At 69.2% G+C, this 24,034-nt stretch carries 23 protein-coding genes and 1 pseudogene; 5 read left to right on the top strand and 19 right to left on the bottom strand.

Annotated features, from left to right (window positions below; genetic code table 11):
* Positions 1-44 precede the first annotated feature (44 nt).
* Positions 45-2,651: an ABC transporter permease/substrate binding protein gene (locus M8I34_RS07090; RefSeq protein WP_250048418.1), complete on the bottom strand. Its 2,607-nt coding sequence runs from the start codon at positions 2,649-2,651 to the stop codon at positions 45-47.
* Positions 2,644-3,870, bottom strand: coding sequence for a glycine betaine/L-proline ABC transporter ATP-binding protein (locus M8I34_RS07085; RefSeq protein WP_250048416.1), 1,227 nt, complete (start codon positions 3,868-3,870; stop codon positions 2,644-2,646). Before M8I34_RS07085 ends, M8I34_RS07090 begins: the two co-directional genes overlap by 8 nt.
* A 227-nt stretch (positions 3,871-4,097) precedes the next feature.
* Between M8I34_RS07085 and M8I34_RS07080 the strand changes: the two genes are divergently transcribed.
* Positions 4,098-5,012 (top strand): 5'-3' exonuclease, encoded by a 915-nt coding sequence (locus M8I34_RS07080; RefSeq protein ID WP_250048479.1) that lies wholly within the window; start codon positions 4,098-4,100, stop codon positions 5,010-5,012.
* A 49-nt stretch (positions 5,013-5,061) separates the two neighbouring features.
* Positions 5,062-5,919 (top strand): siderophore-interacting protein, encoded by an 858-nt coding sequence (locus M8I34_RS07075; protein WP_250048415.1) that lies wholly within the window; start codon positions 5,062-5,064, stop codon positions 5,917-5,919.
* A gap of 99 nt (positions 5,920-6,018) precedes the next feature.
* On the opposite strand, the gene M8I34_RS07070 is transcribed toward M8I34_RS07075, so the two are convergent.
* Together M8I34_RS07070 and M8I34_RS07065 are read right to left on the bottom strand one after the other, a co-directional pair.
* Complete coding sequence (locus M8I34_RS07070; protein ID WP_250048413.1) at positions 6,019-6,384, bottom strand: VOC family protein; 366 nt, start codon at positions 6,382-6,384, stop codon at positions 6,019-6,021.
* 135 nt (positions 6,385-6,519) lie between these two features.
* Positions 6,520-6,876: an L-rhamnose mutarotase gene (locus tag M8I34_RS07065; protein WP_244415860.1), complete on the bottom strand. Its 357-nt coding sequence runs from the start codon at positions 6,874-6,876 to the stop codon at positions 6,520-6,522.
* Between the two features lie 309 nt (positions 6,877-7,185).
* Between M8I34_RS07065 and M8I34_RS07060 the strand changes: the two genes are divergently transcribed.
* Positions 7,186-8,322 (top strand): LLM class flavin-dependent oxidoreductase, encoded by a 1,137-nt coding sequence (locus M8I34_RS07060; protein ID WP_250048412.1) that lies wholly within the window; start codon positions 7,186-7,188, stop codon positions 8,320-8,322.
* A gap of 79 nt (positions 8,323-8,401) precedes the next feature.
* Here the strand turns inward: M8I34_RS07060 and M8I34_RS07055 are convergent, their stop codons facing one another.
* Positions 8,402-11,218, bottom strand: coding sequence for an RNA helicase (locus M8I34_RS07055; RefSeq protein ID WP_250048411.1), 2,817 nt, complete (start codon positions 11,216-11,218; stop codon positions 8,402-8,404).
* Positions 11,219-11,506: 288 nt separating this feature from the next.
* Here M8I34_RS07055 and M8I34_RS07050 point away from each other — a divergent pair, with 288 nt between their 5' ends.
* Entirely contained in the window at positions 11,507-11,800 is a 294-nt protein-coding gene (locus M8I34_RS07050; RefSeq protein ID WP_250048410.1) for a hypothetical protein, read from the top strand.
* Between the two features lie 149 nt (positions 11,801-11,949).
* Here M8I34_RS07050 and tatC read toward each other — a convergent pair whose 3' ends face one another.
* The 10 genes from tatC to M8I34_RS07000 form a co-directional block, all read right to left on the bottom strand.
* Positions 11,950-12,915 carry a twin-arginine translocase subunit TatC gene (gene tatC, locus M8I34_RS07045; RefSeq protein ID WP_244415856.1) on the bottom strand — a complete coding sequence of 322 codons (966 nt, stop codon included), beginning with the start codon at positions 12,913-12,915 and terminating at the stop codon, positions 11,950-11,952.
* A gap of 62 nt (positions 12,916-12,977) precedes the next feature.
* A complete protein-coding gene (gene tatA / locus M8I34_RS07040) occupies positions 12,978-13,265 on the bottom strand; it encodes a Sec-independent protein translocase subunit TatA (RefSeq protein ID WP_244419989.1) in 288 nt (95 codons plus the stop codon).
* A 217-nt stretch (positions 13,266-13,482) separates the two neighbouring features.
* Entirely contained in the window at positions 13,483-13,686 is a 204-nt protein-coding gene (locus M8I34_RS07035) for a hypothetical protein (RefSeq protein ID WP_250048409.1), read from the bottom strand.
* A gap of 16 nt (positions 13,687-13,702) precedes the next feature.
* Positions 13,703-13,963 (bottom strand): hypothetical protein, encoded by a 261-nt coding sequence (locus tag M8I34_RS07030; RefSeq protein WP_030987045.1) that lies wholly within the window; start codon positions 13,961-13,963, stop codon positions 13,703-13,705.
* A gap of 67 nt (positions 13,964-14,030) precedes the next feature.
* Positions 14,031-14,981, bottom strand: a complete 951-nt coding sequence (locus M8I34_RS07025; protein ID WP_250048408.1) for a YafY family protein — start codon at positions 14,979-14,981, stop codon at positions 14,031-14,033.
* A gap of 16 nt (positions 14,982-14,997) precedes the next feature.
* Complete coding sequence (locus M8I34_RS07020) at positions 14,998-15,963, bottom strand: YafY family protein (protein ID WP_250048406.1); 966 nt, start codon at positions 15,961-15,963, stop codon at positions 14,998-15,000.
* 140 nt (positions 15,964-16,103) lie between these two features.
* Positions 16,104-16,478 (bottom strand): FKBP-type peptidyl-prolyl cis-trans isomerase, encoded by a 375-nt coding sequence (locus tag M8I34_RS07015; RefSeq protein WP_018087767.1) that lies wholly within the window; start codon positions 16,476-16,478, stop codon positions 16,104-16,106.
* Positions 16,479-16,535: 57 nt separating this feature from the next.
* Positions 16,536-17,444, bottom strand: coding sequence for an FKBP-type peptidyl-prolyl cis-trans isomerase (locus tag M8I34_RS07010; RefSeq protein ID WP_250048405.1), 909 nt, complete (start codon positions 17,442-17,444; stop codon positions 16,536-16,538).
* A gap of 236 nt (positions 17,445-17,680) precedes the next feature.
* Positions 17,681-19,042, bottom strand: coding sequence for a Pup--protein ligase (gene pafA, locus M8I34_RS07005; RefSeq protein WP_030987033.1), 1,362 nt, complete (start codon positions 19,040-19,042; stop codon positions 17,681-17,683).
* Between the two features lie 9 nt (positions 19,043-19,051).
* Positions 19,052-20,311: an MFS transporter gene (locus tag M8I34_RS07000; protein WP_250048404.1), complete on the bottom strand. Its 1,260-nt coding sequence runs from the start codon at positions 20,309-20,311 to the stop codon at positions 19,052-19,054.
* A gap of 120 nt (positions 20,312-20,431) precedes the next feature.
* On the opposite strand from M8I34_RS07000, the gene M8I34_RS06995 reads away from it, so the two are divergent.
* Positions 20,432-21,508, top strand: coding sequence for a LacI family DNA-binding transcriptional regulator (locus M8I34_RS06995; RefSeq protein ID WP_250048403.1), 1,077 nt, complete (start codon positions 20,432-20,434; stop codon positions 21,506-21,508).
* A 44-nt stretch (positions 21,509-21,552) separates the two neighbouring features.
* Here M8I34_RS06995 and prcA read toward each other — a convergent pair whose 3' ends face one another.
* The 4 genes and pseudogenes from prcA to M8I34_RS06975 all read right to left on the bottom strand — a co-directional run bounded on the left by prcA (position 21,553) and on the right by M8I34_RS06975 (position 23,996).
* Positions 21,553-22,419, bottom strand: a complete 867-nt coding sequence (prcA, locus tag M8I34_RS06990) for a proteasome subunit alpha (protein ID WP_250048402.1) — start codon at positions 22,417-22,419, stop codon at positions 21,553-21,555.
* Positions 22,420-22,514: 95 nt separating this feature from the next.
* The gene (prcB, locus tag M8I34_RS06985) at positions 22,515-23,360 is read right to left on the bottom strand and encodes a proteasome subunit beta (RefSeq protein ID WP_244415849.1); all 846 of its coding nucleotides are present in this window, start codon (positions 23,358-23,360) and stop codon (positions 22,515-22,517) included.
* A gap of 76 nt (positions 23,361-23,436) precedes the next feature.
* Positions 23,437-23,544 (bottom strand): annotated as a pseudogene (locus M8I34_RS41590) (endonuclease domain-containing protein); the annotation flags it as partial.
* Between the two features lie 233 nt (positions 23,545-23,777).
* Positions 23,778-23,996, bottom strand: coding sequence for a ubiquitin-like protein Pup (locus M8I34_RS06975; protein WP_018087774.1), 219 nt, complete (start codon positions 23,994-23,996; stop codon positions 23,778-23,780).
* Between the last annotated feature and the right edge of the window lie 38 nt (positions 23,997-24,034).

Here is a 24,034-nt window from a genome sequence, read left to right as displayed (position 1 = left end):
TCCGGTGGCGGGGCTCGCCCTGGCGAAGTGGACGCCGGTGAGGATTACTTCACGGGTGCCATCTTGTCGACGATGCCCGGGTGGGCATCGATCCACTTCTGGACGCCCTTGTCCTCGTTGCCCTTGCCGGCGGCCTGAATGTCCTTCTCCAGGCTGCCGAGCTCATCGGCGTTCATCTTCCAGTTCTTCAACCAGCCGTTGAACTCCGGGAATTTCTTCGGGAAGCTCTTGTTGCCGATCGTCTTGATCTGGTTGTTGGCGCCCCAGGTGCCCTGCGGGTCCTTGAGCTTGGTGAGGTCGTACTTGCTGTACGCCCAGTGCGGGGACCACAGGACCACCGCGATGGGCTCCTTCTTGTCGTAGGCCCGCTCCAGCTCGGTGAGCATGGCGCTGGTCCCGGCCTCGGTGACGTCGAAGCCGTCCAGGCCGTAGGCGGGAGACACCACGCTCTTGAGACGCTTCATCTCGCCGGTGCCCGGCTCGATTCCGATGATCTTGCCGCCGAAGGTGTCCTTGTGCTTGCGCAGATCGTCCAGGGTCTTCACACCCTTGACGTAGGACGGTACGGCGATCTCCAGTGAGGTCTTGTCGTACCAGGCCCCGACGTCGACGAGATCGTCCTTGTACTTGTCCCAGTACTGCTTCTGCGCCACCGGAAGCCAGGCATCGGTTTCGACATCGATCTGCCCCGTCGACAGTCCGGTCCACATCGGCCCGACATCGAGGTTCTGGAGCTTCGGCCGGTAGCCCCGCTTCTCCAGAATGTTCTTCCAGAGGTACGTCGTGGCGATGCCCTCGTCCCACGCCGGGAAGCCCATGGTCGGGGTCTTGCCCGCGTCCTTGCCCTTGGCGTAGGCGGCCTTGGCGGACGGCGCCAGCTTGTTGACCAGGCCCGGGTGCTGCTTGAGCCAGGCGCGCACGCCCTCCTGCTCATGCCCCGTACCGGCGTTCTTGACCTCGCTCTCGAGGCTGGTGAGCTGCTTCTCGTCCAGGTGGAACTTCTTCATCCAGCCGGCGACCTGCGGCTCGTCGTGGGAGAAGCCCTTGCGGCCCAGCATGTGCAGGCTGTCCCCGGAGCCGAAGGAGCCCTTGGGGTCCTTGAGCTTGGTCAGCTTGTACTTGTCGTAGGCCCAGTGCGGCGACCACAGCGTGACGGCGATCGGCTTCTTGTCGTGGATCGAGCGGTCCAGCTCGGTGAGCATGGACGAGGTGCTCGACTCCATGACCTTGTACTCGCCACCCAGGCCGTAATCCTTGAGGACCTTGTCCTTGAGGATCTTCATCTCGCCCGCGCCCGGCTCGATGCCGACGATCTTCCCGCCGAACGTGCCGCCCTTGCCCTTGAGGTCGTCCAGGGTCTTGACGTCCTTCATGTAGGACGGGACCGCGATCTCCAGGGAGGTCTTGTCGTACCAGGCGCCCAGGTCCTCGAGCTTGTCCTTGTACTTCTTCCAGTACTCCGCGTGGGTCGTCGGCAGCCAGGCGTTGGTCTGCACGTCGATGTCACCACGGGCCTGGCCGGTGAAGAGCGGGCCGGCGTCCAGGGCCTGGACCTTGGGCTTGTACCCGCGCTGTTCGAGGATTTCCTTCCACAGGAACGTCGTGGCCTTGCCCTCGTCCCAGTTGACGTAGCCGAGGCTGACCGGCCGGCCGTTGCCGTCGGTGCCCGCCGCGCCGCCCTTCTCCTCGCCGGCGAAGCTCATCCCTCCGGCGATCAGCGCGAGCACCACCACCGCGACCGTCGCGACCGAGGTCGCGGGCTTCCAGTGGAGGAACTTCAGGCCGCCGAGCGCGGCCTGCGCCTTCGCCAGCGCGCGCCGGCCGAGCGGGGAGACCCGCTGGTTGAGCGCGCTGGTCATCCGGTCCAGGTACACCGCGAGGATGACGACCGCGAGACCGCCCTCCGCGCCCAGCTTCACATCGACCGAGCTGAGCGAGAGGTAGACGGTGCCGCCGAGGCCGGCGCCGCCGACCATGCCCGCGATGACGACCATGGACAGCGCCAGCATGATGACCTGGTTGATACCGGCCATGATCGTCGGCAGGGCCAGCGGCAGCTGTACGCGGAAGAGCGTGCGCCGTGGATGGGTGCCGAACGCGTCGGCGGCCTCGACCAGTTCCCCGTCGACCTGCCGGATGCCCAGTTCGGTCATGCGGACCGCGGGCGGCATGGAGAAGACGATGGTCGACACGATGCCGGGGACGGCGCCGAGCCCGAAGAAGAGGATGCCGGGGATCAGGTAGACCATCGCGGGCATCGTCTGCATCAGGTCCAGGACCGGACGCACCGCTCCGCTGACGGCGCGGTTGCGGGCGGCCCAGACACCGAGGGGTACGGCGACCGCGATGGTGATGATGCAGGCCACGAGCACCAGGGAGAGCGACTGCATGGTCTGGTGCCACTGCTCGATCGAATCGATCAAGGCGAAGCCGAGGAATGTCAGCACAGCCGCCGGCAGACCGCGCAGCCACCAGGCGATCACCGCGAAGATGCCCGTCAGGAGCAGCGGCTCGGGGCCGGAGAGGACCGTGAGGATGCCGTCGTAGAAGCCCCCCAGCACGGTCGTGACGAAGTGGAAGAGCCACTCGGCGTGGTCACGCAGCCATTCGACCAGGCTGTCGGCCCAACTGCCTATCGGAATCCTAGGCACCGGCGCTCACCTTGTCCTCGGGGTCGTGGTCCGTGGGCGCGTTGCCGGACGTGTGCTCGGGGGTCTCGTCCGCGGGCGTCTTGTCCGCGGATATCCCGTCGCCCGAGGCCTTGGCCTCGGCCTGGACGGAAACGGCCGGGGCCGGGTCCTGCGCCGCGGATTCGCCGAGGACGGCGAGCAGCCGCTCGGCCGTGACGGCACCGACCAGCTCGCCCTTCTCATCGGTCACGGCGACCGGAACGGTGCTGGTCGAGCAGGGCGTGAACAGCTCGACGAGCGGGGTGTCGACACCGACCGTGGCAGGTGCGGCGGCCCGGAACTCCGCCGCGGTGGCGAGCTTCTTGCCCTCCGGGGTCGTGGCGCCGAGCACGGTCCCGACCTCGGCCATGATCGCGCCCGCGGTCAGTACCCGCGTACGGTCCACGTCCTGGGTGAAGGAGGCGACATAGTCGTTGGCCGGGGTGACGAGGATGTCCTCGGCGCTGCCGATCTGGACGATCCGGCCGTCGCGCATCACGGCGATCTTGTCGCCGAGCCGCATGGCCTCGTTCAGGTCGTGGGTGATGAAGACGATGGTCTTCTTCAGCGCCTTCTGGAGCTCCAGCAGCTGGTCCTGCATATCGCGGCGGATCAGCGGGTCGAGCGCGCTGAAGGACTCGTCCATCAGCAGCAGATCCGCATTGGTGGCCAGCGCGCGGGCCAGGCCCACGCGCTGCTGCATCCCGCCGGACAGCTCGTCGGGCCAGGACTTCTCCCAGCCCTTGAGCCCGGTGAGTTCGAGCGCCTCGGTGGCGCGCTTCGTCCGCTCGGCGCGCGGTACACCCTGCACTTCGAGGCCGTAGGCGGCGTTCTCCAGCACACTGCGGTGCGGGAAGAGCGCGAAGTGCTGGAAGACCATGGAGATCTTCTCGGAGCGGACCTTGCGCAGCTCCTTGTCGCTGAGCGAGGTGAGGTCCTGGCCGTCGAACCGGACGGTTCCCGACGTGGGCTCCAGCAGCCCGTTGAGCGTGCGCAGCAGGGTGGACTTGCCGGACCCGGACAGACCCATGACGACGAATATCTGGCCCTCGTCCACCTCGATCGACGCGTCGATCACCGCAGCGGTGGTGCCTTCGGCCCGCAGGTCCTCCCGGCTGGCGCCGGCTTCGAGTTTGCGGACCGCGTCCTCGGGTCGTCTGCCGAACACTTTGTACAGGTGCTCGGCTTGCAGCCTGGACACATATGCCTCTCTTGTCGAACCAGTGACGACCTGCCACCCCCGTAGCCAGGTCGTGGAGTGGCACGGGTTCCGCCCGCCTTTACCGATCGAAAAGTTGAATTTCGATCGGGTCCACTCCGGCTGCGCGCCTGCCCTTCTTTATGCGGCTCAAACAAGACGGTGATTCACCTCACATCGGCGTGACGTATGGGGCATACGGCAAGATGCGGGATGTGACTCGACGCCTGATGCTCCTCGACACCGCCTCTCTCTACTTCCGCGCCTATTTCGGGGTACCGGAATCAGTCAAAGCCCCGGACGGCACCCCGGTGAACGCGGTGCGCGGCCTGCTGGACTTCATCGCCCGGCTCGTCCAGGACCACCACCCCGATGACCTGGTCGCCTGCATGGACTTCGACTGGCGCCCCCAGTGGCGGGTCGACCTGATCCCCTCATACAAGGCGCACCGGGTCGCCGAGGAGGCTCCGGCCGGTTCCGCGGAACCTGACGAAGAGGAGATCCCCGACACCCTCTCGCCCCAGGTCCCGGTCATCGAGGACGTCCTGGACGCCCTGGGCATCGCCCGTATCGGGGCGGCCGGCTACGAGGCCGACGACATCATCGGCACCCTGACCGCGCAGGCCAAGGGCCCGGTGGACATCGTCACCGGCGACCGCGACCTCTTCCAGCTCGTCGACGACCGGCGCGGCATCCGCATCCTGTATCCGCTCAAGGGCGTCGGCACCCTCCAGATCACCGATGAGGCGCTGCTGCGCGAGAAGTACGGCGTGGACGGCCCCGGCTACGTCGATCTGGCGCTGCTGCGCGGCGACCCCAGCGACGGCCTGCCCGGCGTCCCGGGGATCGGCGAGAAGACGGCCGCGAAACTGCTGGACACCTACGGCGACCTGGCGGGCATCATGGCCGCCGCCGAGGACCCCGCTTCGAAGGTGACCCCCGCCCAGCGCAAGCGGCTGCTGGAGGCACGCCCGTATATCGCGGTCGCCCCGAAGGTCGTGAAGGTGGCCACCGATGTGTCCGTCCCCGCCGTCGACCACGCCCTGCCGGGCGAACCGGCAGACCCCGAGCGGCTGGAAGCACTGGCCGGCCAATGGGGTCTCGGTGGCGCATTGCAGCGCCTGCTCCTCACCCTCCGCCGATGACCTGTTAGGTTAGGTATACCTAACAAATATCGCATCAGGGGAGACCGCCGTGGCAGCAGAGCGTCCGTCCCGCAAGAAGCCCACCCTGCACCGCGCCCGGGTGCAGCGCACCGAGCAGCTCACCCCGCACATGGTCCGCGTGGTGCTGGGCGGTGAGGGGCTGGCGGAGTTCACGGCGGGCGAGTTCTCCGACCATTACGTCAAGCTGGTCTTTCCGTTGCCCGGCGTGAGCTACCCCGAGCCGTTCGACATCACACAGATCCGCGCCGAGCTCCCCCGCAACCGCTGGCCCAGGACCCGTACGTACACCGTCCGCGCCTGGGACGCCGGAACCCGCGAGATGACCGTGGACTTCGTGGTGCACGGCGACGAGGGCGTGGCCGGACCGTGGGCGGCCGCGGCGAAGCCGGGCGAGGAGATCTTCCTTCTCGGTCCGGGCGGCGCCTACGTCCCGGAGGCCGGCGCCGACTGGCATCTGCTGGCGGGCGACGAGAGCGCACTGCCGGCCATCGCCGCGTCCCTGGCGCGGATGCCCGCGGGCGTAGCGGTGCATGCCTTCATCGAGGTGGCGGGCCCGGAGGAACGCCAGGAACTGGAGGTACCGGCCGGCGCCGAGATCCACTGGCTGTACCGCGGCGCCGCACCGGTCGGCCGCGAACTGGTCGCCGCCGTACGGGCGCTGGAGTTCCCGGCCGGTCAGGTCCAGGCGTTCGTGCACGGCGAGGCCGGGTTCGTGAAGGAGCTGCGGCGCCTGCTCCGGGTCGAGCGCGACATCCCCCGCGAGGCCCTGTCCATCTCCGGCTACTGGCGTACCGGCCACGACGAGGACGGCTGGCAGGCCGCCAAGCGCGACTGGAACCAGCAGGTCGAGGCCGAGCAGGAGTCCGCGACGGCCCCGGCCTCCTGACCCGGCGGCACGGCCCGGCCGGCCCCTTCCACGGCGAGACCCTCGCGGGCCCGTAGGCCGTAGGCCTACGTCACGTCCTCGGCGGTGGAGGGGGCCGCGCTACGGCGTATGGCAGACCGCTTCGATGTTGTTGCCGTCGGGGTCACGGACGAAGGCCCCGTAGTACGACGCGTGGTACTGGGGCCACAGCCGTGGCGCGTGCAGGGACTCGGCGCCGGCCGCAACGGCGGCGGCGTGGAAGGCATCGACGGCCGCGCGGCCGTCCGCGGCGAAGGCGAGGTGCACCTCGCGGGCCGGGCCGTCGTCGGTGGCCGGGACCAGCCAGAGGGTGTGTCCGGTGGTGCCGAAGCTGATGAACTCGCCGAATTCCTTGGTCCGTCGCCCCCCGAGCGGGGCGAGGACACGGTCGTAGAACTCCGCGCTCGCCGCGACATTGCCGACCTGGATCGCGATGTGATCAATCATGCCGCCAGCGTTCCACCGGCACCGGAAGTCTGTCGCGGCGTTTTCCGCCAGGAGCCCCTCGGGCGCCCCGTCGAAAGCCCGCCGAAGAGCCCGTCGGCAGCCCCGTCCCGAACGCGGACCGGAGCGCCGGCCCGCTCAGTCGTGGTGGAAGACCTCCCGCATCGGTGTCCACCACTCCCCCGGTACGGCGCCCTCGGTCTGCTCCTGGCAGGGATCGGTGAGCTGCCACCACCGCCTGGTCACCGGGTCGGCGGCCATCCGGGCCATGTCGGCGGCGTAGTCCTCCCCGACGTACTCGGCATACGAGAACAGCATCTCGCCCTCAAGGAAGATCGAGTAGTTGCGGAGATGGCAGGCGGTGATCATCGCCAGCACCTCGGGCCAGACCTCCGCATGCAGCCGCAGATACTCCTCGCGGTGTTCCGGGCGCAGGGTGATGAGCTTGCCGAAGCGCCGCACCGGGGCGGCGCCCTCGTCGCGTGTCGCACACATGGCGGAATCCTTCCCCACCCTTCCGGCGGCCGCACCCTGCCGGCCCGGACCGCCGTGAAGTCGTCCTGCCGTCGCGGGAATTGGTTGACGGCGCAGGCATCTGCCTGTTCCACTGACCCCATGCGTCCTCAGCAGCGGCTGGTCACCCGCGACCACATCGACTTCGGTCGAGTGTGGTCGGCTTCCTGTTGCCGCTGACTTCTTCGTAGCGCAGTACATCCCCCTCCGCCGTACGGCCCTCCCGTACGCCCGCATGCCCCACGCGCATGCCCATGAGCGCACGACCTACGAGAAGACGAGGCCCTACCCATGCCTGTCGAGTTCCTCGGCATTGCCGCGACCAACGACGGTTCCGAAGTCACCCCCCGTTCCGGCGCTTCCTTCGACAAGGCCTACACGCTGAAACTGGCCCGCGCCCACGAGGAGTACGGCTGGGACCGGGTGCTGTTCGCCTACGGTTCCGGCTCCCCCGACCCCTCACCGGCCGCGGCCTATGTCGCGGCCCGCACCGAGACCCTTCAGATCCTGGTGGCGCACCGCCCCAACGTCTCCTATCCGACGTTCGCCGCGAAGACCTTCGCCACACTGGACCGGATCAGCGACGGCCGGCTCGCGGTCCACTTCATCACCGGCGGCAACGACCACGAGCAGGGCCGTGAGGGCGACACCCTCACCAAGGACGAGCGCTACGACCGCACCCGCGAATACATCCGCCTCGTCAAGAAGATCTGGACCACCCACGAGCCCTTCGACCACGAGGGCACCCACTACCGCTTCCATGACTTCGCCTCGGACACCTTCCCCGTCCAGCAGCCGCACCCCCAGGTGTCGTTCGGGGGATCCTCGGCGGCGGCGTACGCGGCGGGCGGCGCCGAGGCGGACATCTACTGCCTGTGGGGCGAACCGCTGGCGCAGACGGCCGAGCAGATCGCCTCGGTGCGGGCCGCGGCGCAGGCGGCCGGCCGCAGCGACGTGCCCAGGATCCAGGTCGCGTTCCGGCCGATCATCGCGCCCACGGAGGAACTGGCCTGGGAGAAGGCCCACCGCACCCTGGAGCGGATCAGGGCACGCAAGGCGGGCGGCCCGCTCAGCCGCCGGCATCCGCTGACGAACCCGCAGAACGCCGGGTCACAGCGGCTGCTGGCGGTGGCCGCCGGGGGCGAGCGGCACGACCGGGCGCTGTGGACCCCGACCGCCGCGGAGACCGGCGGCGCGGGCAACTCCACGGCCCTGGTCGGCACCCCGGAGACCGTCGCCGAGGCCCTGCTCGACTACTACGACCTGGGCGTGGACATCCTCTCCGCACGCGGCTACGACCTGCTCGACGACGCCATCGACTTCGGGCGGTATGTCATCCCGATCGTGCGCGAGGAGGTCGCCAAGCGCGACGCGGAGCGGGCGGCCACCGGCGGCCGGCCGGCGTTGTCACCCGCCTCCGCCGGATAGACGACAGCAGCCGGCGCCGTACCCCCGCCGGACGGGGGTACGGCGCCGTAGCGCTCAGGCCGGGACCGGCCGCGGTCGCTCAGCCCACCGACGAATACGCCACCACGCCGCGCAGCACACCGTCCACGGCCTTACGGGCGGTACGCGCCACCGTGCCCCCGGGCGGGGCCGCCGCCGCGATCTGGCCCAGGACATCGATCAGCTGCTTGCACCAGCGGACGAAGTCACCGGCGGGCATCTCGGCCTCCCGGAGCACCTCGTCGAGGCCGAAGCCGGAGGCCCAGCGGTAGGCGGCCCAGGCGAAGCCGAGGTCCGGCTCGCGCTGGCCGACGCCCTCCGCCTGGCTGATCTTGTGGTCCTCCTCCAGGGCGTCCAGCCGGCCCCAGATACGCACCATCTCGCCCAGCGCGTCCCTGGCCTTGCCGGCCGGCAGCTTGGGCGCCACCGCGTCGTCCGCCTGCCGCGCCTCGTACACCAGCGCCGAGGCGCAGGCCGCCAGCTCCGCCGGGCCGAGGCCCTCCCAGACGCCCTCGCGCAGACACTCGCTCGCCAGCAGATCCAGCTCGCCGTAGAGCCGGGCCAGCCGGCGGCCCTCGTCGGTGACCGTGTCGCCTTCGAGGTAGTCCAGCTCGGTCAGCAGTGCGCAGATCCGGTCGAAGGTGCGGGCGATGGTGTTCGTCCGCCCCTCGATCCGGCGCTCCAACTGGCGGGTGTCGCGCAGCAGTCGGTGATAGCGCTCCGCCCAGCGGGCGTGGTCCTCGCGCTCGGCACAGCCGTGGCAGGGGTGCGCCCTGATCTCCGTACGCAGCCGGGCGATCTCCCGGTCGTCGGCCGCCTCCGCGCGCGGCTTGCGATGCCGCGACGGGACGACATGACCGGCCTTCGTCCGCAGCGCGGACGCCAGATCGCGGCGCGACTGCGGGCTGCGGGCGTTGAAGGACTTGGGGATCCGCATCCGGTCCAACGCCTCGACCGGCACCGGGAAGTCCATCGAGGCCAGCCGCTTGACCTGCCGCTCGGCGGTCAGCACCAGCGGCCGCGGCCCGTCCTGCGCATCGAAGCCGCGATGGCCGTTCGTCCGCCCCGAGGGCATACCGGGGTCGAGGACCAGCGCCAGACCCGCGTACTTGCCGGTCGGCACATGGATGACATCGCCGGGCTTGAGCTTCTCCAGCGCCGCCGCGGCCGCCACCCGGCGCTGTGCCGCGCCCTGCTTGGCCAGCTCCGTCTCCCGCTCCTTCAGCGACCGCCGCAGCCGGGAGTACTCCTCGAAGTCGCCGAGGTGACAGGTCATCGAGCCGCGGTAGCCCTCCAGCCCCTCCTCGTTCTTCTGCACCTGCCGCGTGATCCCGACCACCGACTTGTCGGCCTGGAACTGAGCGAAGGACATCTCCAGCAGCTCCCGCGAACGGTGCCTGCCGAACTGGGAGACGAGGTTGACCGCCATGTTGTACGACGGCTTGAAGGAGGACCGCAGCGGATACGTACGGGTTCCGGCGAGCCCGGCCAGCGCGCCCGGGTTCATCCCCCGCTGCCACAGCACCACCGCATGGCCCTCGATGTCGATGCCGCGGCGCCCGGCGCGGCCGGTCAGCTGGGTGTACTCGCCGGGAGTGATGTCGGCGTGCTGCTCGCCGTTCCACTTCACCAGCTTTTCCAACACCACGGAACGCGCGGGCATGTTGATGCCCAGCGCCAGCGTCTCGGTGGCGAAGACGGCCTTGACCAGGCCCTTCACGAACAGCTCCTCGACGACCTCCTTGAACGTCGGCAGCATGCCGGCGTGATGCGCCGCGATGCCCCGCTCCAGGCCCTCCAACCACTCGAAGTAGCCCAGCACATGGAGGTCGTCGTCCGGGATGCCGGCCGTCCGCGCCTCCACTATGCGACGGACCTGCTCGCGGCCCTCCTGGTCGTTGAGCCGCAGGCCCGAATACAGGCACTGCTGGACGGCGGCCTCGCAGCCCGCGCGGCTGAAGATGAAGGTGATCGCGGGCAGCAGGCCCTCGTTGTCGAGGCGGTCGATGACCTCCGGGCGGCTCGGCGTCCAGATCCGGGCACGCTGGCGCCGCTCGCGCTCGCGGTCCGCCTCGCGCGTATTGCGGCCCCGGCGCTTGTCCCGGCCGAACGTCGGCCGGCTGTTCTCCATCCGCGCCAGCCGCTCCAGATCGGGATTGACCTCGCGGCGGCCGCCGCTCTGCCCGTCCCGCTCCTCGAACAGGTCGTATGTCCGGCGGCCTGCGAGGACGTGCTGCCACAGCGGCACCGGCCGGTGCTCGGAGACGATCACGGCGGTGTCGCCACGGACCGTGTCCAGCCAGTCACCGAACTCCTCGGCGTTGGAGACCGTGGCCGACAGTGACACCAGCGTCACCGACTCGGGAAGATGGATGATCACCTCTTCCCAGACGGCACCGCGGAAGCGGTCGGAGAGGTAGTGCACCTCGTCCATGACCACATAGCCGAGCCCGACCAGCGACTGCGAGCCGGAATAGAGCATGTTCCGCAGCACTTCGGTGGTCATCACGACCACCGGAGCCTCGGAGTTGACGCTGTTGTCGCCGGTCAGCAGACCGACCTTGTCGGCGCCGTAACGCTTGACCAGGTCCTGGTACTTCTGGTTGGACAGCGCCTTGATGGGCGTGGTGTAGAAGCATTTTCGGCCCTGCTCCAGGGCCAGGTGGACGGCGAATTCGCCGACGATCGTCTTTCCGGATCCAGTAGGGGCCGCGACCAGCACGCCCTTGCCGGCCTCCAGGGCCTGGCACGCCTCGACCTGGAACGGATCCAGGCCAAAGTCGTACATTTCTCGGAAAGGGGCGAGTGCGGTGGCCTGCTCGGCCGCCCGGAGCTTGGCGGCGGCATAGCGTTCAGCAGGGGACATGTCCTCGGTCATCGTGCTTACGAGCCTACCGGCCACCTCTGACAACGACCGATCATTATGGGCAGCCTTTGCCCGCCCCCCTTCGGTCCCGGAACGCCGGGACCCCCGTGCACGAGGGAGCGGGTCGGCGGGGCACCGGGGCGGAACGAATTCGCTGTCATGATCACAAGAGATCCCCTACGATCATCTTGATCATTCCGTGCATCCGCGGGATCTTTCAGCGGCGCCTCTTGACCAGAGGCATCCCCCGCGGGCGGAGCGGAGGAGGCAGCTCATGCCTCCCGATGACAAAGGGGGACGATGAACAAGTTCAAGGCAGCAACGGTGACCGCGGCGCTGGCCGTGACCGCGGTGGCGCTTCCGATGGCCACCGCCGGCCCGGCGACGGCCGCGGCCTCGGGCGTGGGCAAGTGCGTCAAGGCGACCTGGCACCCGAGCAACAACTCCGTGGACATCGCCAACGACTGCAAAAAGGCGATCAAGGTGCAGATCGCCGAGCGCTTCTGGCCGGACAGCGACTGCTACACGATCCGTGCGGGGGGCGAGCTCCACTACAAGGGCACCGGCCAGCTGACGGGCATCAAGTACTGCTGAACCTGTGTCAGCCGGGCAGACCCGGCGGCCAGACACGGTGAAGGGGGAGGCTCCCTGGGAGCCTCCCCCTTCTGCGTTCCCTCGGCCTCACACGGGCGCCTCCGCGGCCCGTGCCGAGCCGGGTGAGAAGGCCCGGCCCGCCGGCTTCGTCAGGTGACGTCGTCGAAGCTGCCGCGCTTCGCGTCGCCGTCTCCGCTCGCCTGCTCCGGCAACGCCGCGGTCGCCGCCACCGGCTCGATCTCGCCGATCTCCGTAGGCGTCAGATCAAGGTCGGAGGCCTCGTCGTCGGCCGGTCCTGCCGCGAGCCGTCGCCGCCGTCGGGCATCGTTGGCCAGCGCAACCCCGACGGCGCCGAAGTACAGCACGGTGATCGGGACGGCCAGGGCGAGCATGGTCAGCGGGTCCGTGCTCGGTGTCGCGATCGCCGCGAAGACCGTGATGCCCATGACCATCGCCCGCCACCAGCCGAGCATGCGTTTGCCGGTGATGACGCCGGCGAAGTTCAGCATGACCAGGAGCAGAGGCAGCTCGAAGGACAGGCCGAAGACGATGACCATCCGGGCGATGAGGTCGAGCAGCTTGTCCAGCGTGAGGAGGTTGCCGATGCCGGCCGGGGTGAAGGCGATGAGGACGTCCGCCGTGGTGGGCAGCACCCGGTACGCGAAGTAGCCGCCGGCCACGAACAGCGGAAAGCCCACGCCGACGAAGCTGAGCGTGTACTTCTTCTCGTTCCGGTGCAGCCCCGGGGCGAGGAAGGCCCAGAGCTGGTAGAGCCAGACCGGCGCCGACAGGATGAGACCGGCGACCAGGGAGACCTTCAGCGCGAGGGTGAAGGGGCCGAGCAGATCCATCATCACGATGCTGGCGCATCGCGACCCCTTCTCCTGCTTGGCGAGGTCGGTGAAGAGCGAGTTGCAGCCCACCGACTGCAACACCGGCTTCGTGAAGAAGTTGATGATCTCTTCGTAGAAGAAGGCCGCGACGACCGTCGCGACGACAATGGCCAGCAACCCCTTGGCGAGCCGGTTGCGGAGCTCGCGCAGGTGCTCCACGAGAGGCATGCGCCCCTCGGGGTCTTTCGCCTTCTGTTCTTTATTGGGGGCAGACTTGAGCAACCCACGTCCTCATCTCATGCGACGGGCAGTGGACGCGCCACTGCCACAGTCAAGCCCTGGATTCAGCGCTGCACGCTGTGATCGTTCTCGGCGACCGGCCGAGCACCGTTCACGTCACCAGGCGCCGCCTTGATCGTCCGGGTCGCACTCTGCGAGTCGGGGTTCGGCGGGTCGGCGGGGGCTTCCTGCTTCTGGCCGCCCTCGGACTTCATCGCCTTCGCCTCGCTCTTGAGGATGCGGGCGGACTTGCCGAGCGAGCGCGCCATGTCGGGCAGCTTCTTGGCGCCGAACAGCAGGACGACGACGACGAGAATGAGAATGATCTCGGGAGCGCCGATCTTTCCGAACAACATAAGCGTCTACCTTCTCACCGAGGCGGCTGGGGATGGAGCTACCTGACTTGGCCGGACATCCGTCCGCCCGCCGTGCTAGCAGCGATCGTAACGCTCACGGGTAAACGCTGGGCAACCCCTGTGCGCACTCCGAGTAGCGGGCCGCGCCGCACGCTTCGGCCCTGCGGAACAGCGTACCGTCCACACGTACGAGAGCTTCGGCCCGTCACGTCCGCTACTCCGTTTCCCGCCAATGCGCCGATGCGGCCAATGGCGCCGCCGCCCGCTCCAGGTCCTCGGCGGCCCGCTGGATCCGCTCCGATGTCGCTCCGACCTGGCGGGAAAGCCGTCGTACTTCGGCGAAGACGCGGACGGCGAGGACGCCGAGCACGGCGATCCCGACGAAGCCGAGGGCGATTGCGATCATGGGCCAGAGCATGGGGCGAGCCTATCGGTCAGCCCGTGTGCAGCCGCAGCGTGCGGACCCCGCCGCCGGTGAGCAGCTCGATGATCCGCTCGCCGGCCGGTTTGCGCACCGCGCGGCGGCAGTCGGGGCAGGTGAAGGAGTAGAAGGTGGTGCGGCTGCTGCCGCCGATCGCCAGCCGGAAGGCGTCCGAGGCCAGCTCGAAGCGGCCCCGGCAGTCCGGGCAGGCCGCTTTGAAGAGCACCGGGGCGGTCATGCCCGCCAGGGCGGTGGTCGCCCTCGTGGACGTCATCCTTCGCTGCCTCCTCCTTCTCCCTGCGCGACGCGGCGCGCGCCGCGCGCCACCCGGTCCGCCGCGCTCACTCGCCGTACGCCGCGAGCGCCTGGTCGGCGGCCTGCCGCGCACTGTCCGCGAGGGCCTGCGGCGCCACGATCCGGCCGTCGCGGCCCAGTCGCAGCGCCAGCCGTCGCAGCGAGGCCGGGTCGGGGGTGCGCAGCGTGATGTGCAGTCCGCCGTCGGGGAGTTCCTCGGCGCTGTCGTGCGGGTAGTACTCGGCGACCCAGCGGCCGCCGGGCCCGACCTCGATGGACACCTCGGGGTCCTCGGCCGCGGGCTGTACCAGCCCCTCCGACAGATCGCGCAGCTCGACCGGCGGCGGGTCGGCGGGCGCGTCCAGCAGCTTGATCTCGGCGACCCGGTCGAGACGGAAGGTGCGCCGGGCCTCCGAGAGCCGGCACCACGCCTCCATATAGGTGTGTCCGACGGCGAAGAGCCGGATCGGGTCGACCTCGCGCTCGGTCAGCTCGTCACGGGCCGGGGAGTAGTAGCGCAGCCACAGCCGGCGCCGCTCGGCGATGGCGCGGTCCACGTCGGCGAACACTCCGCCCTCGGACTCGAAGGTCACCGACAGCCGGGCACTGGCGCCGGCCGCCTCACCGGCCGCCGCCTCCAGCTTCGCGGTGGCACGCAGCAGCGCCTGCCGGTCGCCCTCGCGCAGCCCGGGGAGGGTGGCCACCGCACGGGCCGCGACGAGCAGCGCGGTCGCCTCGTCGGCGGCCAGCCGCAGCGGCTCCGCGACATCGTCGGGGTTGTGCCACCAGATGCGGTCGCCGTCGGTGTCGATGTCCAGGAGGTCGCCGCCCCGGAAGCTCGTACCGCACATCGGCAGGATGTCGAGGTCGGTGATCAGCTCGTCCTCGGTGATGCCGAAGGCGCGGGCGACATCACCGACGCGGGCACCGGGGCGCTCGCGCAGGTAGGTCACCAGGGACAGCATCCGGCGGGTCTGGTCGATCGCGTTCGTCGCCATGGGTCTCGTATCCCTCTCAGCCCTTGGCCACGGCGCGCAGCCGGTCGATGACCTCGGCGCGCAGTTCCGCGGGTTCCAGTACGACCACGTCGGGCCCGAACTCCACCAGCCAGGCGTCGAGTCCGTGGCCGTTGGGGATCTCCAGTTCGTCCCAGCCGTCGCCCAGGTCGCGAACGGTGAGCGCACGGGCGCGCAGCGGATAGCCGTGCTCGGCACGGAGCCTGATCCGTGCGGTGCCGGTGGCGGTCTCCCCGGCCCAGCTCTCGACGGTCTCGCGGACGGTGACGTGATCGGGCACCGGAGCGGTGAACGCCCCTTGCCGGGAACGGACCTTGCCGGTGATCCGGGAGAGCCGGAAGACCCGCTCCGCCTTGCGCTCGCGGTCCCAGCCGGCCACGTACCAATGCCCCCGCCAGCATTCGAGGATCCACGGTTCGACCTGCCGCTGCTCGGGGTGGGCGGCGTTCGACTTGCGGTAGTCGAAGACGACCGGGCGGCGGTCGCGGCAGGCCAGCATCAGCGGCTCGAAGGCGGCCTCATGGGCCGGGATACGGGGTTCCAGGGCGCTGTGCGGCTGCCCGGCGTCATAGTCCGCCCCGTCGGCCAGCGGCATACCGGCCGCGCGCAGCTTCTGGAGCGCGCCGCTGGCGGCGCCCGCCAGCCGGGCCTGCTGCCAGATCTTCGCGGCCAGCCCCAGTGCGGCAGCCTCCTCGGCGTCCAGCGTGATCGGGGGCAGGCGGTTGCTGTCGCGGCGGGCGAGATAGCCGATGTCGCCCTCGATGCCCTCGACGGTCTCGATGACCAGGCCGAGCTCGCGCAGATCGTCCTTGTCGCGCTCGAACATGCGGTTGAACGAGTCGTCGCTGCTCGCCTCGATATAGGCCTCGATGGACGACCTGAGCTCACGCTTGGTCAGCGGGCGTCGTGTCCCCAGCAGGCACAGCGCCAGGTTCATCAGCCGCTCGGCCTTGGCAATCGCCATCGACGCCCTTTCTCGTTGTACTCCCGATCGTTGACCGTACCGCTCGGGGAGGTCAGGGCAAAAGCCGGAGGGCCCGCGCCGTCTCGGCGCGGGCCCTCGGACACGTCAGCAGCGGTCGCGCACGGCGACCGGCACCGGTCTCAGACGGAGACCAGGTCGCAGACGAAGATCAGCGTCTCGCCCGGGGCGATCCGGCCGCCGCCGGCACCGCGGTCGCCGTACGCCAGGTGCGCGGGGATGGTCAGCCGACGGCGGCCGCCGACCTTCATGCCCTGCACGCCCTGGTCCCAGCCGGCGATGACCTGGCCGGCGCCCAGCTGGAACTGGAGCGGCTTGCCGCGGTTCCAGCTCGCGTCGAACTCCTCGCCGGTGCTGAACGACACGCCGACATAGTGGACGGAGACGGTGTCCCCGGCCTTGGCGACCGGCCCGTCGCCCTCCGTCAGGTCCACGATCTCGAGCTCGGTGGGAGCCGGGCCCTCAGGAAAGTCGATCTCGGGCTTGTCGATGCTCACGAATGTGCTCCTACTTACGAATCTTTACGATTACTGCCTCAGTCTCGCAGATCAACGTCAGCTGACGCTGAGGACATCCACGGAGAAGGCAAGATCCGATCCGATGGACTTCTGCTGCTCCGGGGTCAGCTTGCTCTTGGGCACCACGATCAGCACCCGGCTGCCGGCCTTCTTGCCCTTGAGGCCTTCCTGCCAGCCCGGCAGCTGTGCGATGGGCACCTCCTGCGCCCCGGACTGCCCCGGTGCCCAGGTGTCGGCGATCACCTTGCCGTCCTTCCAGGTGGCCACCGTGTAGTTGGCACGCACGGTGGCCTTGCTGCCGATCTTCGCGCCCTTGCCCTCGATGATCGTCTCGCTCTCGATGCCCTTCGGGGCGTCCTGGCCCTTGGGGATGGTGATCTTCGGCGCCTTGCCGTCGATGTTGGTGCCCACCTTGGGCAGCTCGGCGTTGTCCTGCGCGACCGGCTTGCCCTCGATCTTGTTCGGCATGACCTTCTTGAGGTCCACGACGAAGACCAGCGTGGAGTTCGCAGGGATCTTCTGCTGCGCCTGCGCGCCGTAACCCTTGTCCGGCGGGATCACCAACTCGACGCGGCTGCCGAGCTTCTGGCCCACCAGACCCTCGTCCCAGCCCTTGATGACCTTGCCGCTGCCGATCTCGAAGGTGGCCGGCGCCCCACGGTCCCAGCTGTTGTCGAAGGCGGAGCCGGTCCAGGTCTGGCCGAGGTAGTTGGCGTTGAGGGCGTCGCCCTTCTTCACCGCCGGGCCGTTGCCCTTCTTCAGCACCTTGACCTGAAGTTTCTTGGGCGGGTCACCTTCGCCCTTTGCCACCTTGGGCTTGGCGTCCGCCTGCCCGCTCACCGCCGGCACTGAGCCGGCCTCGGGTGAGTCGTCATTGCCGCAGGCCGCTGCGGAGACGAGAAGCAGGGGCACGGCGATCAGGGCTGCGATTCGGCGTCGGCGCACGTAAATCCCTCAAGACGGGCTGCGATCAATGTAAATGGACTGGGCCACTCTAACCACGCCACGCAACAGTGGCGGGGTCCATGTCACATGGACCCCGCCACTGTTGCACTCGACCGGCACCCTCACCGGCCCCACACGCCTCGGCACCGCCACCCGAACGGGTCGGATTTCCCGCCATGGAGCCACGACGGGAAATCCGCCCGGACGCGGTGCACCGGACACTCGCCGGAATCGGCTCACATGCCGGCGATGAGCTTCTCCACCCGGTCGTCCACCGAACGGAACGGGTCCTTGCACAGGACCGTGCGCTGCGCCTGGTCATTCAGCTTGAGATGCACCCAGTCGACCGTGAAATCACGGCGCTGCTCCTGTGCCCGGCGAATGAAGTCGCCGCGCAGCCTGGCGCGGGTGGTCTGCGGCGGCACCGACTTGCCCTCGAAAATCTTCAAGTCGTTACAGATCCGCGCCGCTTGCCCCTTCCGCTCCAGGAGGTAGTACAGCCCTCGGCGGCGGTGGATGTCGTGATACGCGAGGTCTATCTGCGCCACCCGGGGGTGGGACATGGTGATGTTGTTCTTTGTGCGATACCGCTCGATGAGCTGATGTTTCATCACCCAGTCGATCTCGGTCGAGATACGGTCGAGCTGCTCGTCCCGGATCGCCTCGAGCGTACGGCCCCACAGTTCCAGGACCTGCTCGACGGTGCCCGTACGGATTCCGCGGCGGTCGCAGAAATCCACGGCCTTCTCGTAGTACTCCTGCTGGACTTCGAGCGCCGATGCCTCGCGCCCGCTGGCCAGCCGCACCTTGCGCTGGCCCGTGATGTCATGACTGACCTCACGGATGGCCCGGATCGGGTTCTCCAGCGTCAGATCCCGCATGACCGTGCCCGCTTCGATCATGCGCAGGACAAGATCGGTGGCCCCGACCTTCAGCATCATGGTCGTCTCGGACATGTTGGAGTCACCGACGATGACATGCAGCCGGCGGTACCGCTCGGCATCCGCATGCGGTTCGTCGCGGGTATTGATGATCGGCCGGGAACGGGTCGTCGCCGAGGAGACGCCCTCCCAGATGTGCTCCGCACGCTGGCTGACGCAGTAGACGGCGCCGCGCGGAGTCTGTAGCACCTTGCCCGCGCCGCACAGCAGCTGACGGGTGACAAGGAACGGAATGAGGATGTCCGCGAGCCGGGAGAACTCACCATGGCGGGCGACGAGATAATTCTCGTGGCACCCGTAGGAGTTTCCCGCCGAATCGGTGTTGTTCTTGAAGAGATAGACGTCGCCCGCGATTCCCTCCTCGTGCAGGCGGCGTTCGGCGTCGACGAGCAGGCCTTCGAGAATGCGCTCGCCGGCCTTGTCGTGAGTGACCAGTTCGGTCACGTTGTCGCACTCGGGAGTTGCATATTCCGGGTGCGATCCCACGTCCAAGTACAGGCGGGCGCCGTTCCGCAGGAAGACATTGCTGCTGCGGCCCCATGACACGACACGGCGGAAGAGGTACCGCGCCACTTCGTCAGGCGACAGTCGGCGCTGTCCCCTGAACGTGCACGTGACGCCGTACTCGTTCTCCAGCCCGAAAATGCGGCGGTCCATGACTGAACATTACGCCTGATGGCCTGCTCTGAAACCGGGTTCGACGGCCCCGTTTCGATCATTTTCCGCCGGGGCCTCATCTGCCGTACGCGGCACGGGATCCCCGAGAAATCGCTTCGTCGACAAAAGGACGAGCAGCGCGGCGAGCCCACCGGCTCCGGCCACCGCGAAACCCGCCACCGCGCCGCCGCTCCCCACGGCCGGACCCACCACCGAAGCACCCACCGCCGACCCGACACCGAACGTCGTCACCAGCCAGGAAAACGCCTCCGTCACCGTGCCCTTGGGCGCATGCCGGTCGACCACCACGAACGCACAGGCCAGCGCCGGCGCCAGGAACACCCCCGCGACACCGGTCAACGCCGTCATCCCGAGGACACCCGGCACCAGCACCAGCGGCAGATAGCCCAGTGCCAGCAGGGCGGTCAACAGCCGCAGCCGGCCCTCCGGCCGCCCCGGCCATTCGCGTGAACCGTAGACGAGGCCACCGGCCAGCGCGCCGACCCCCAGCGAGGACAGCAGCAGACTGGAGACCATCCCCCCGCCGTACTCGTCGGCGTACGCCACCGCCGCGACCGCGATCGACCCCAGCGCCAGCCCCACGAAGAAGAACGCGCCGATCAGCACCAGCATCCCGGCCGAGCGCAACGCACCCAGCCAGTGCGCCTCCCGCGGACCGCTGCGCCACTGCCGGGACGGCTCGGAGACGACCACGGAGAGCGCGCCGAGCACCCCGATCAGGTTGATCACCAGCAGCGCCACCCCCTCCGACCAGGCCGCCACACACAGCGTCACCAGCAAGGGCCCCACCGCGAACATGACTTCCTGCGCCACCGCGTCCAGCGCGTAGGCGGCATGCACCCGGTCCGCGCGCTTGAGGACGCCGGGCCACAGCGCCCGCAGGCCGCCCTCCAGGGGCGGGGTGAAGAAACCGGCGATCACCATGGCGACGAAGGCGAGCCACAGCACATCCAGGCCGACGACCGCGAGCAGCGCCATACCGAGCGCGGAGAGCACCGAGGCGGGCAGCATCACCCGCGGCTGGCCGTAGAGGTCCACCGCCCGGCCCAGCAGTGGCTGGCCGACGGCATTGCAGACGGCGTAGACGCCGGAGAGCGCACCGGCCAAGGCGTAGCTGCCGCCCTCGGCGCGGAGGAAGAGCACCACCGCCAGCGCGGCGGTGGCGTTCGGCAGCCTGCCGACCAGCGTCCCCACCAGGAGCCGGGCCGCGTGCCGGGTTCTGAGCAGCTCCGCATATCCCGCGGCCATCCCTGCCCCTTTCCCGTCCGGAGCGGACGGACGTGATACGTATAACCTTCGCCGTTATACGTATCATGACCCCCACCCCAGGTCCACCCCGCAACGGCGACGCGAGGAGCGATACCCCAGGTGACCAGCAACGAGACCACCACACCCGGCAGGCGCCCGGCAGGCGGCCGCACCACCAGCCGGGACGTGGCCCGCGCCGCGGGAGTCTCCCAGGCCGCCGTCTCGCTCGTCCTGGGCGACAAATGGCGCGGCCGGGTCTCCCCCGCCAAGGCCGAGGCCGTGCGCACCGCCGCCCGCCAGTTGGGCTACCGCCCCAACCTCGCCGCCCGCAGCCTGCGGATGGGCCGCACCCGCACCGCCCTGCTGGTCGTCCCCGCCCTGACCACCGAATTCTTCGCCCGCGTCTACACCGGCGCGGCCCGGATCGCCGCCGACCACGACTTCGGAGTGGTCCTCTACCCCTCCCCCGAAGGCATCGGCCCCGCCCGCGACCCCTTCGGCTCCGCCGCGGCCACCCTGGACGGCGTGATCGCCTCGTCCATGGCCGCCGAGGCCCTCACCGCCCTACGGGACGCCGACCTGCCGCTGGTCATGCTGGACAGCGACCCCGACGACGACCGGGCCACCGCCACCGTCAACCTGGACATCGCCGACGGCGCACGGCAATTGACCGCCCATCTGACCGGGCTCGGCCATCGCCACATCACCCACCTCGCGGCCGATGTGCACTCCTGGACCTTCGACCTGCGCGCCCGCGCCGTCACCGCGGCATGCGACGGTGTCCCCGGCACGCTGCTGCGCCGCCGGCCGGCCGCCCTCGGTGTCGACGCCGGGCTGCACGCCGCACGCGCCGCCCTGACCGCCCCCGGCCCCCGCCCCACGGCGCTGCTCTGCGACGACGACACCATCGCCGCGGGCGCCTGCAAGGCCGTACGCCGGCTGGGCCTGCGGGTCCCCGAGGACGTCTCCGTCACCGGCTTCGACGACCTGGCCCTGGCCGTCGCCGTCGAGCCGGAGCTGACGACCGTACGACTGCCCGCCGAGGAATTCGGCGAGGCCGGCATGCGTGCCCTGATGAGCGTGCTCGACGGCCGCCCCGCCGACGCCCCCACCCTGCCGGTCGAGCTCATCACCCGCGGCTCCACCGCCCCGCCCCCGGACGCCCCCGAAAACGCCGCGCGCCCCCACGGGGAGTGACCCACCGGGGCGCGCGGCAGGGGCATCCGCCCCACAGCGTGACGTCAGAGCAGAGGCTCCCCTTCGGGGCCGTCCTCGCCCGAAGCGCCCTTGCCCTTGGCCCCCTTGCCCTTGGCGCCCTTGTCCCCGGCGCCCTCGGCGGCGGTCCCGGACTCCCCGGCACCGGCGTCCGCATCGGCGTCCGCCGCCGCGTCCCCGGCATCCGCCCCGCCGCTCTCGTCCAGCAGCCGGGACAGCTGCCGCCCCAGGATCCGCTTGAACTTGCGCTGCTGCGGGCGCGTACGGTCCAGCGTCGCGACCTCGAGCTGCTCGGCGGTCAGCGTGCGCTCACCGCCGTTGTTGTCCCGGGAGAGCGAATCCACCGCCAGCTTGAGCGCCTCAGCCAGCGTCATACCGTCGCGGTGACGCTGGTCGAGGTAGCTGCTGATCTGGTCGGCGTTGCCACCGACCGCCACCGACCCGTGCTCGTCGACGATCGAGCCGTCATGCGGCAACCGGTAGATCTGGTCGTCCTCGGGAGCGGCGCCGACCTCGGCGACGATCAGCTCGACCTCGTACGGCTTCTCGGCGGCGCTGGAGAAAATCGTGCCGAGCGTCTGGGCATAGACATTCGCCAGGCCCCGCGCGGTCACATCCTCACGGTCGTAGGTGTAGCCCCGCAGATCGGCGTAGCGCACACCGCCGATCCGCAGATTCTCGAACTCGTTGTACTTGCCGACCGCCGCAAAGGCGATCCGGTCATAAATCTCGCTGACCTTGTGCAGGGCGCGGGAGGGATTCTCGGCGACGAAGACCACGCCGTCGGTGTATTGCAGCACCACGACACTACGGCCGCGGGCGATGCCCTTGCGGGCGTACTCGGCGCGATCGGCCATGGCCTGCTGGGGTGAGACATAGAACGGCGTCGACACCGGCTATCCGTCCCTTCCTGTCAAAAGGTCTCGCAGTGGCTGGGGGCTCCCCCGGCCCGGCCGAGCCGGGGGAGCATTACGGAACATCCGTCCCGTCAGAGCAGCGCGGCGCGCGGGCCGTCGGGCTGTTCGAGGCGGCGCTCGTGCACGGCACGGGCGATCTCCGAGACTTCGTCGTCGGTGAGCTTCTTGAAGCCGTCTTCGGTGATCACCGTGACGATGGGGTAGATCTTCCGCGCCATATCGGGCCCGCCGGTCGCCGAGTCGTCGTCGGCGGCGTCATAGAGCGCCTGGACGACGGCGGTGGCGGCCTGATTCTCCGTGAAATCTTCCCGGAAGAGCTTCTTCAGCGCGCTGCGCGCAAAGACAGAGCCGGAACCCGTCGCCGCGAAGCCGTGCTCCTCCGACCGCCCGCCGGTCACGTCGTACGAGAAGATACGGCCCTTCTCGCGGTCGAGGTCATAGCCGGCGAACAGCGGCACCACGGCCAGGCCCTGCATGGCCATCCCCAGATTGCTGCGAATCATCGTCGACAGACGATTCGCCTTGCCCTCCAAGGAGAGTTGGGCACCCTCGACCTTTTCGAAGTGCTCCAGCTCCAGCTGGAAGAGCTTGACCATCTCCACCGCGAGGCCTGCCGTGCCCGCGATGCCGACCGCCGAATACTCGTCGGCCGGGAAAACCTTCTCGATATCACGCTGCGCGATGACATTGCCCATTGTCGCCCGCCGGTCACCGGCCAGCACCACGCCTTGCGGGAACGCCGCGGCAACGATCGTCGTGCCGTGCGGCGCCTCGATGGCACCCTGCACCGGCGGCAACGGGCGGTTGCTGGGCAGCAGACCGGGCGAGTGCTCGCCGAGGAAATCCATGAACGACGAGGATCCAGGCGTCAGGAAGGCAGCCGGTAGACGCCCGGTGCTTCGAGTATTGGCTTCCACACGTTTCCTTCCAGATAGCGATGGCCCTGCGCATGGCGTCGGGGTCATCCCTCAACTTGCCGAGTGCCGAATTGCAGTTGAAGCACGGTACGCCTCGGACCTTACCCGTATCGTGGTCGTGATCCACATGCCTCGGGCCCGGCTCGAGACAGATCGGGCAGATACCGAACTGTGCCTTGATCATCACGCCGCGCTCGGCCACGGAGAGGCCGTAGTGGCGCTTGCGGTGGCTCCCGGTTCCGTTCTGCCCCGTGGCCGCCTGACGCTGCCGGCAGTACTCCGCAGAGCACTCCCGGCAGTACGCCTGAAGGCCGTCTCGCATCGACTTGTTACTGGAGAATGCGGCTGTCGGCAGTGCCCGCTCGCACCGCGAACAGCATGCCGGTCCCCCCGAGCCGGCCATGCCCGTTTCGGGGCTTATTGTCCACCTTTCTGGACAAATGACCGCACGAAGTCCTCTGCGTTCTCCTCGAGTACATCGTCGATCTCGTCCAGCACCGAGTCCACGTCGTCCGACAACTTTTCCTGGCGTTCCTTGAGGTCTTCCGAGGCCTCCGCGTCCTGCGTCTGCTCCTCGACCTCTTCGGTGGAACGCGTGGCCTTTGCCTGTCCGCCGCCGCTGTCCTTGGTCGCCATGTCCCTCACCCCGCTCGGTTCGCCCCGCTCGATGTGAC

Source organism: Streptomyces sp. MCA2, assembly GCF_023544705.1.
Classification (GTDB): Bacteria; Actinomycetota; Actinomycetes; order Streptomycetales; family Streptomycetaceae; genus Streptomyces; species Streptomyces decoyicus.
This window is presented reverse-complemented; position numbering and strand designations above follow the sequence as displayed.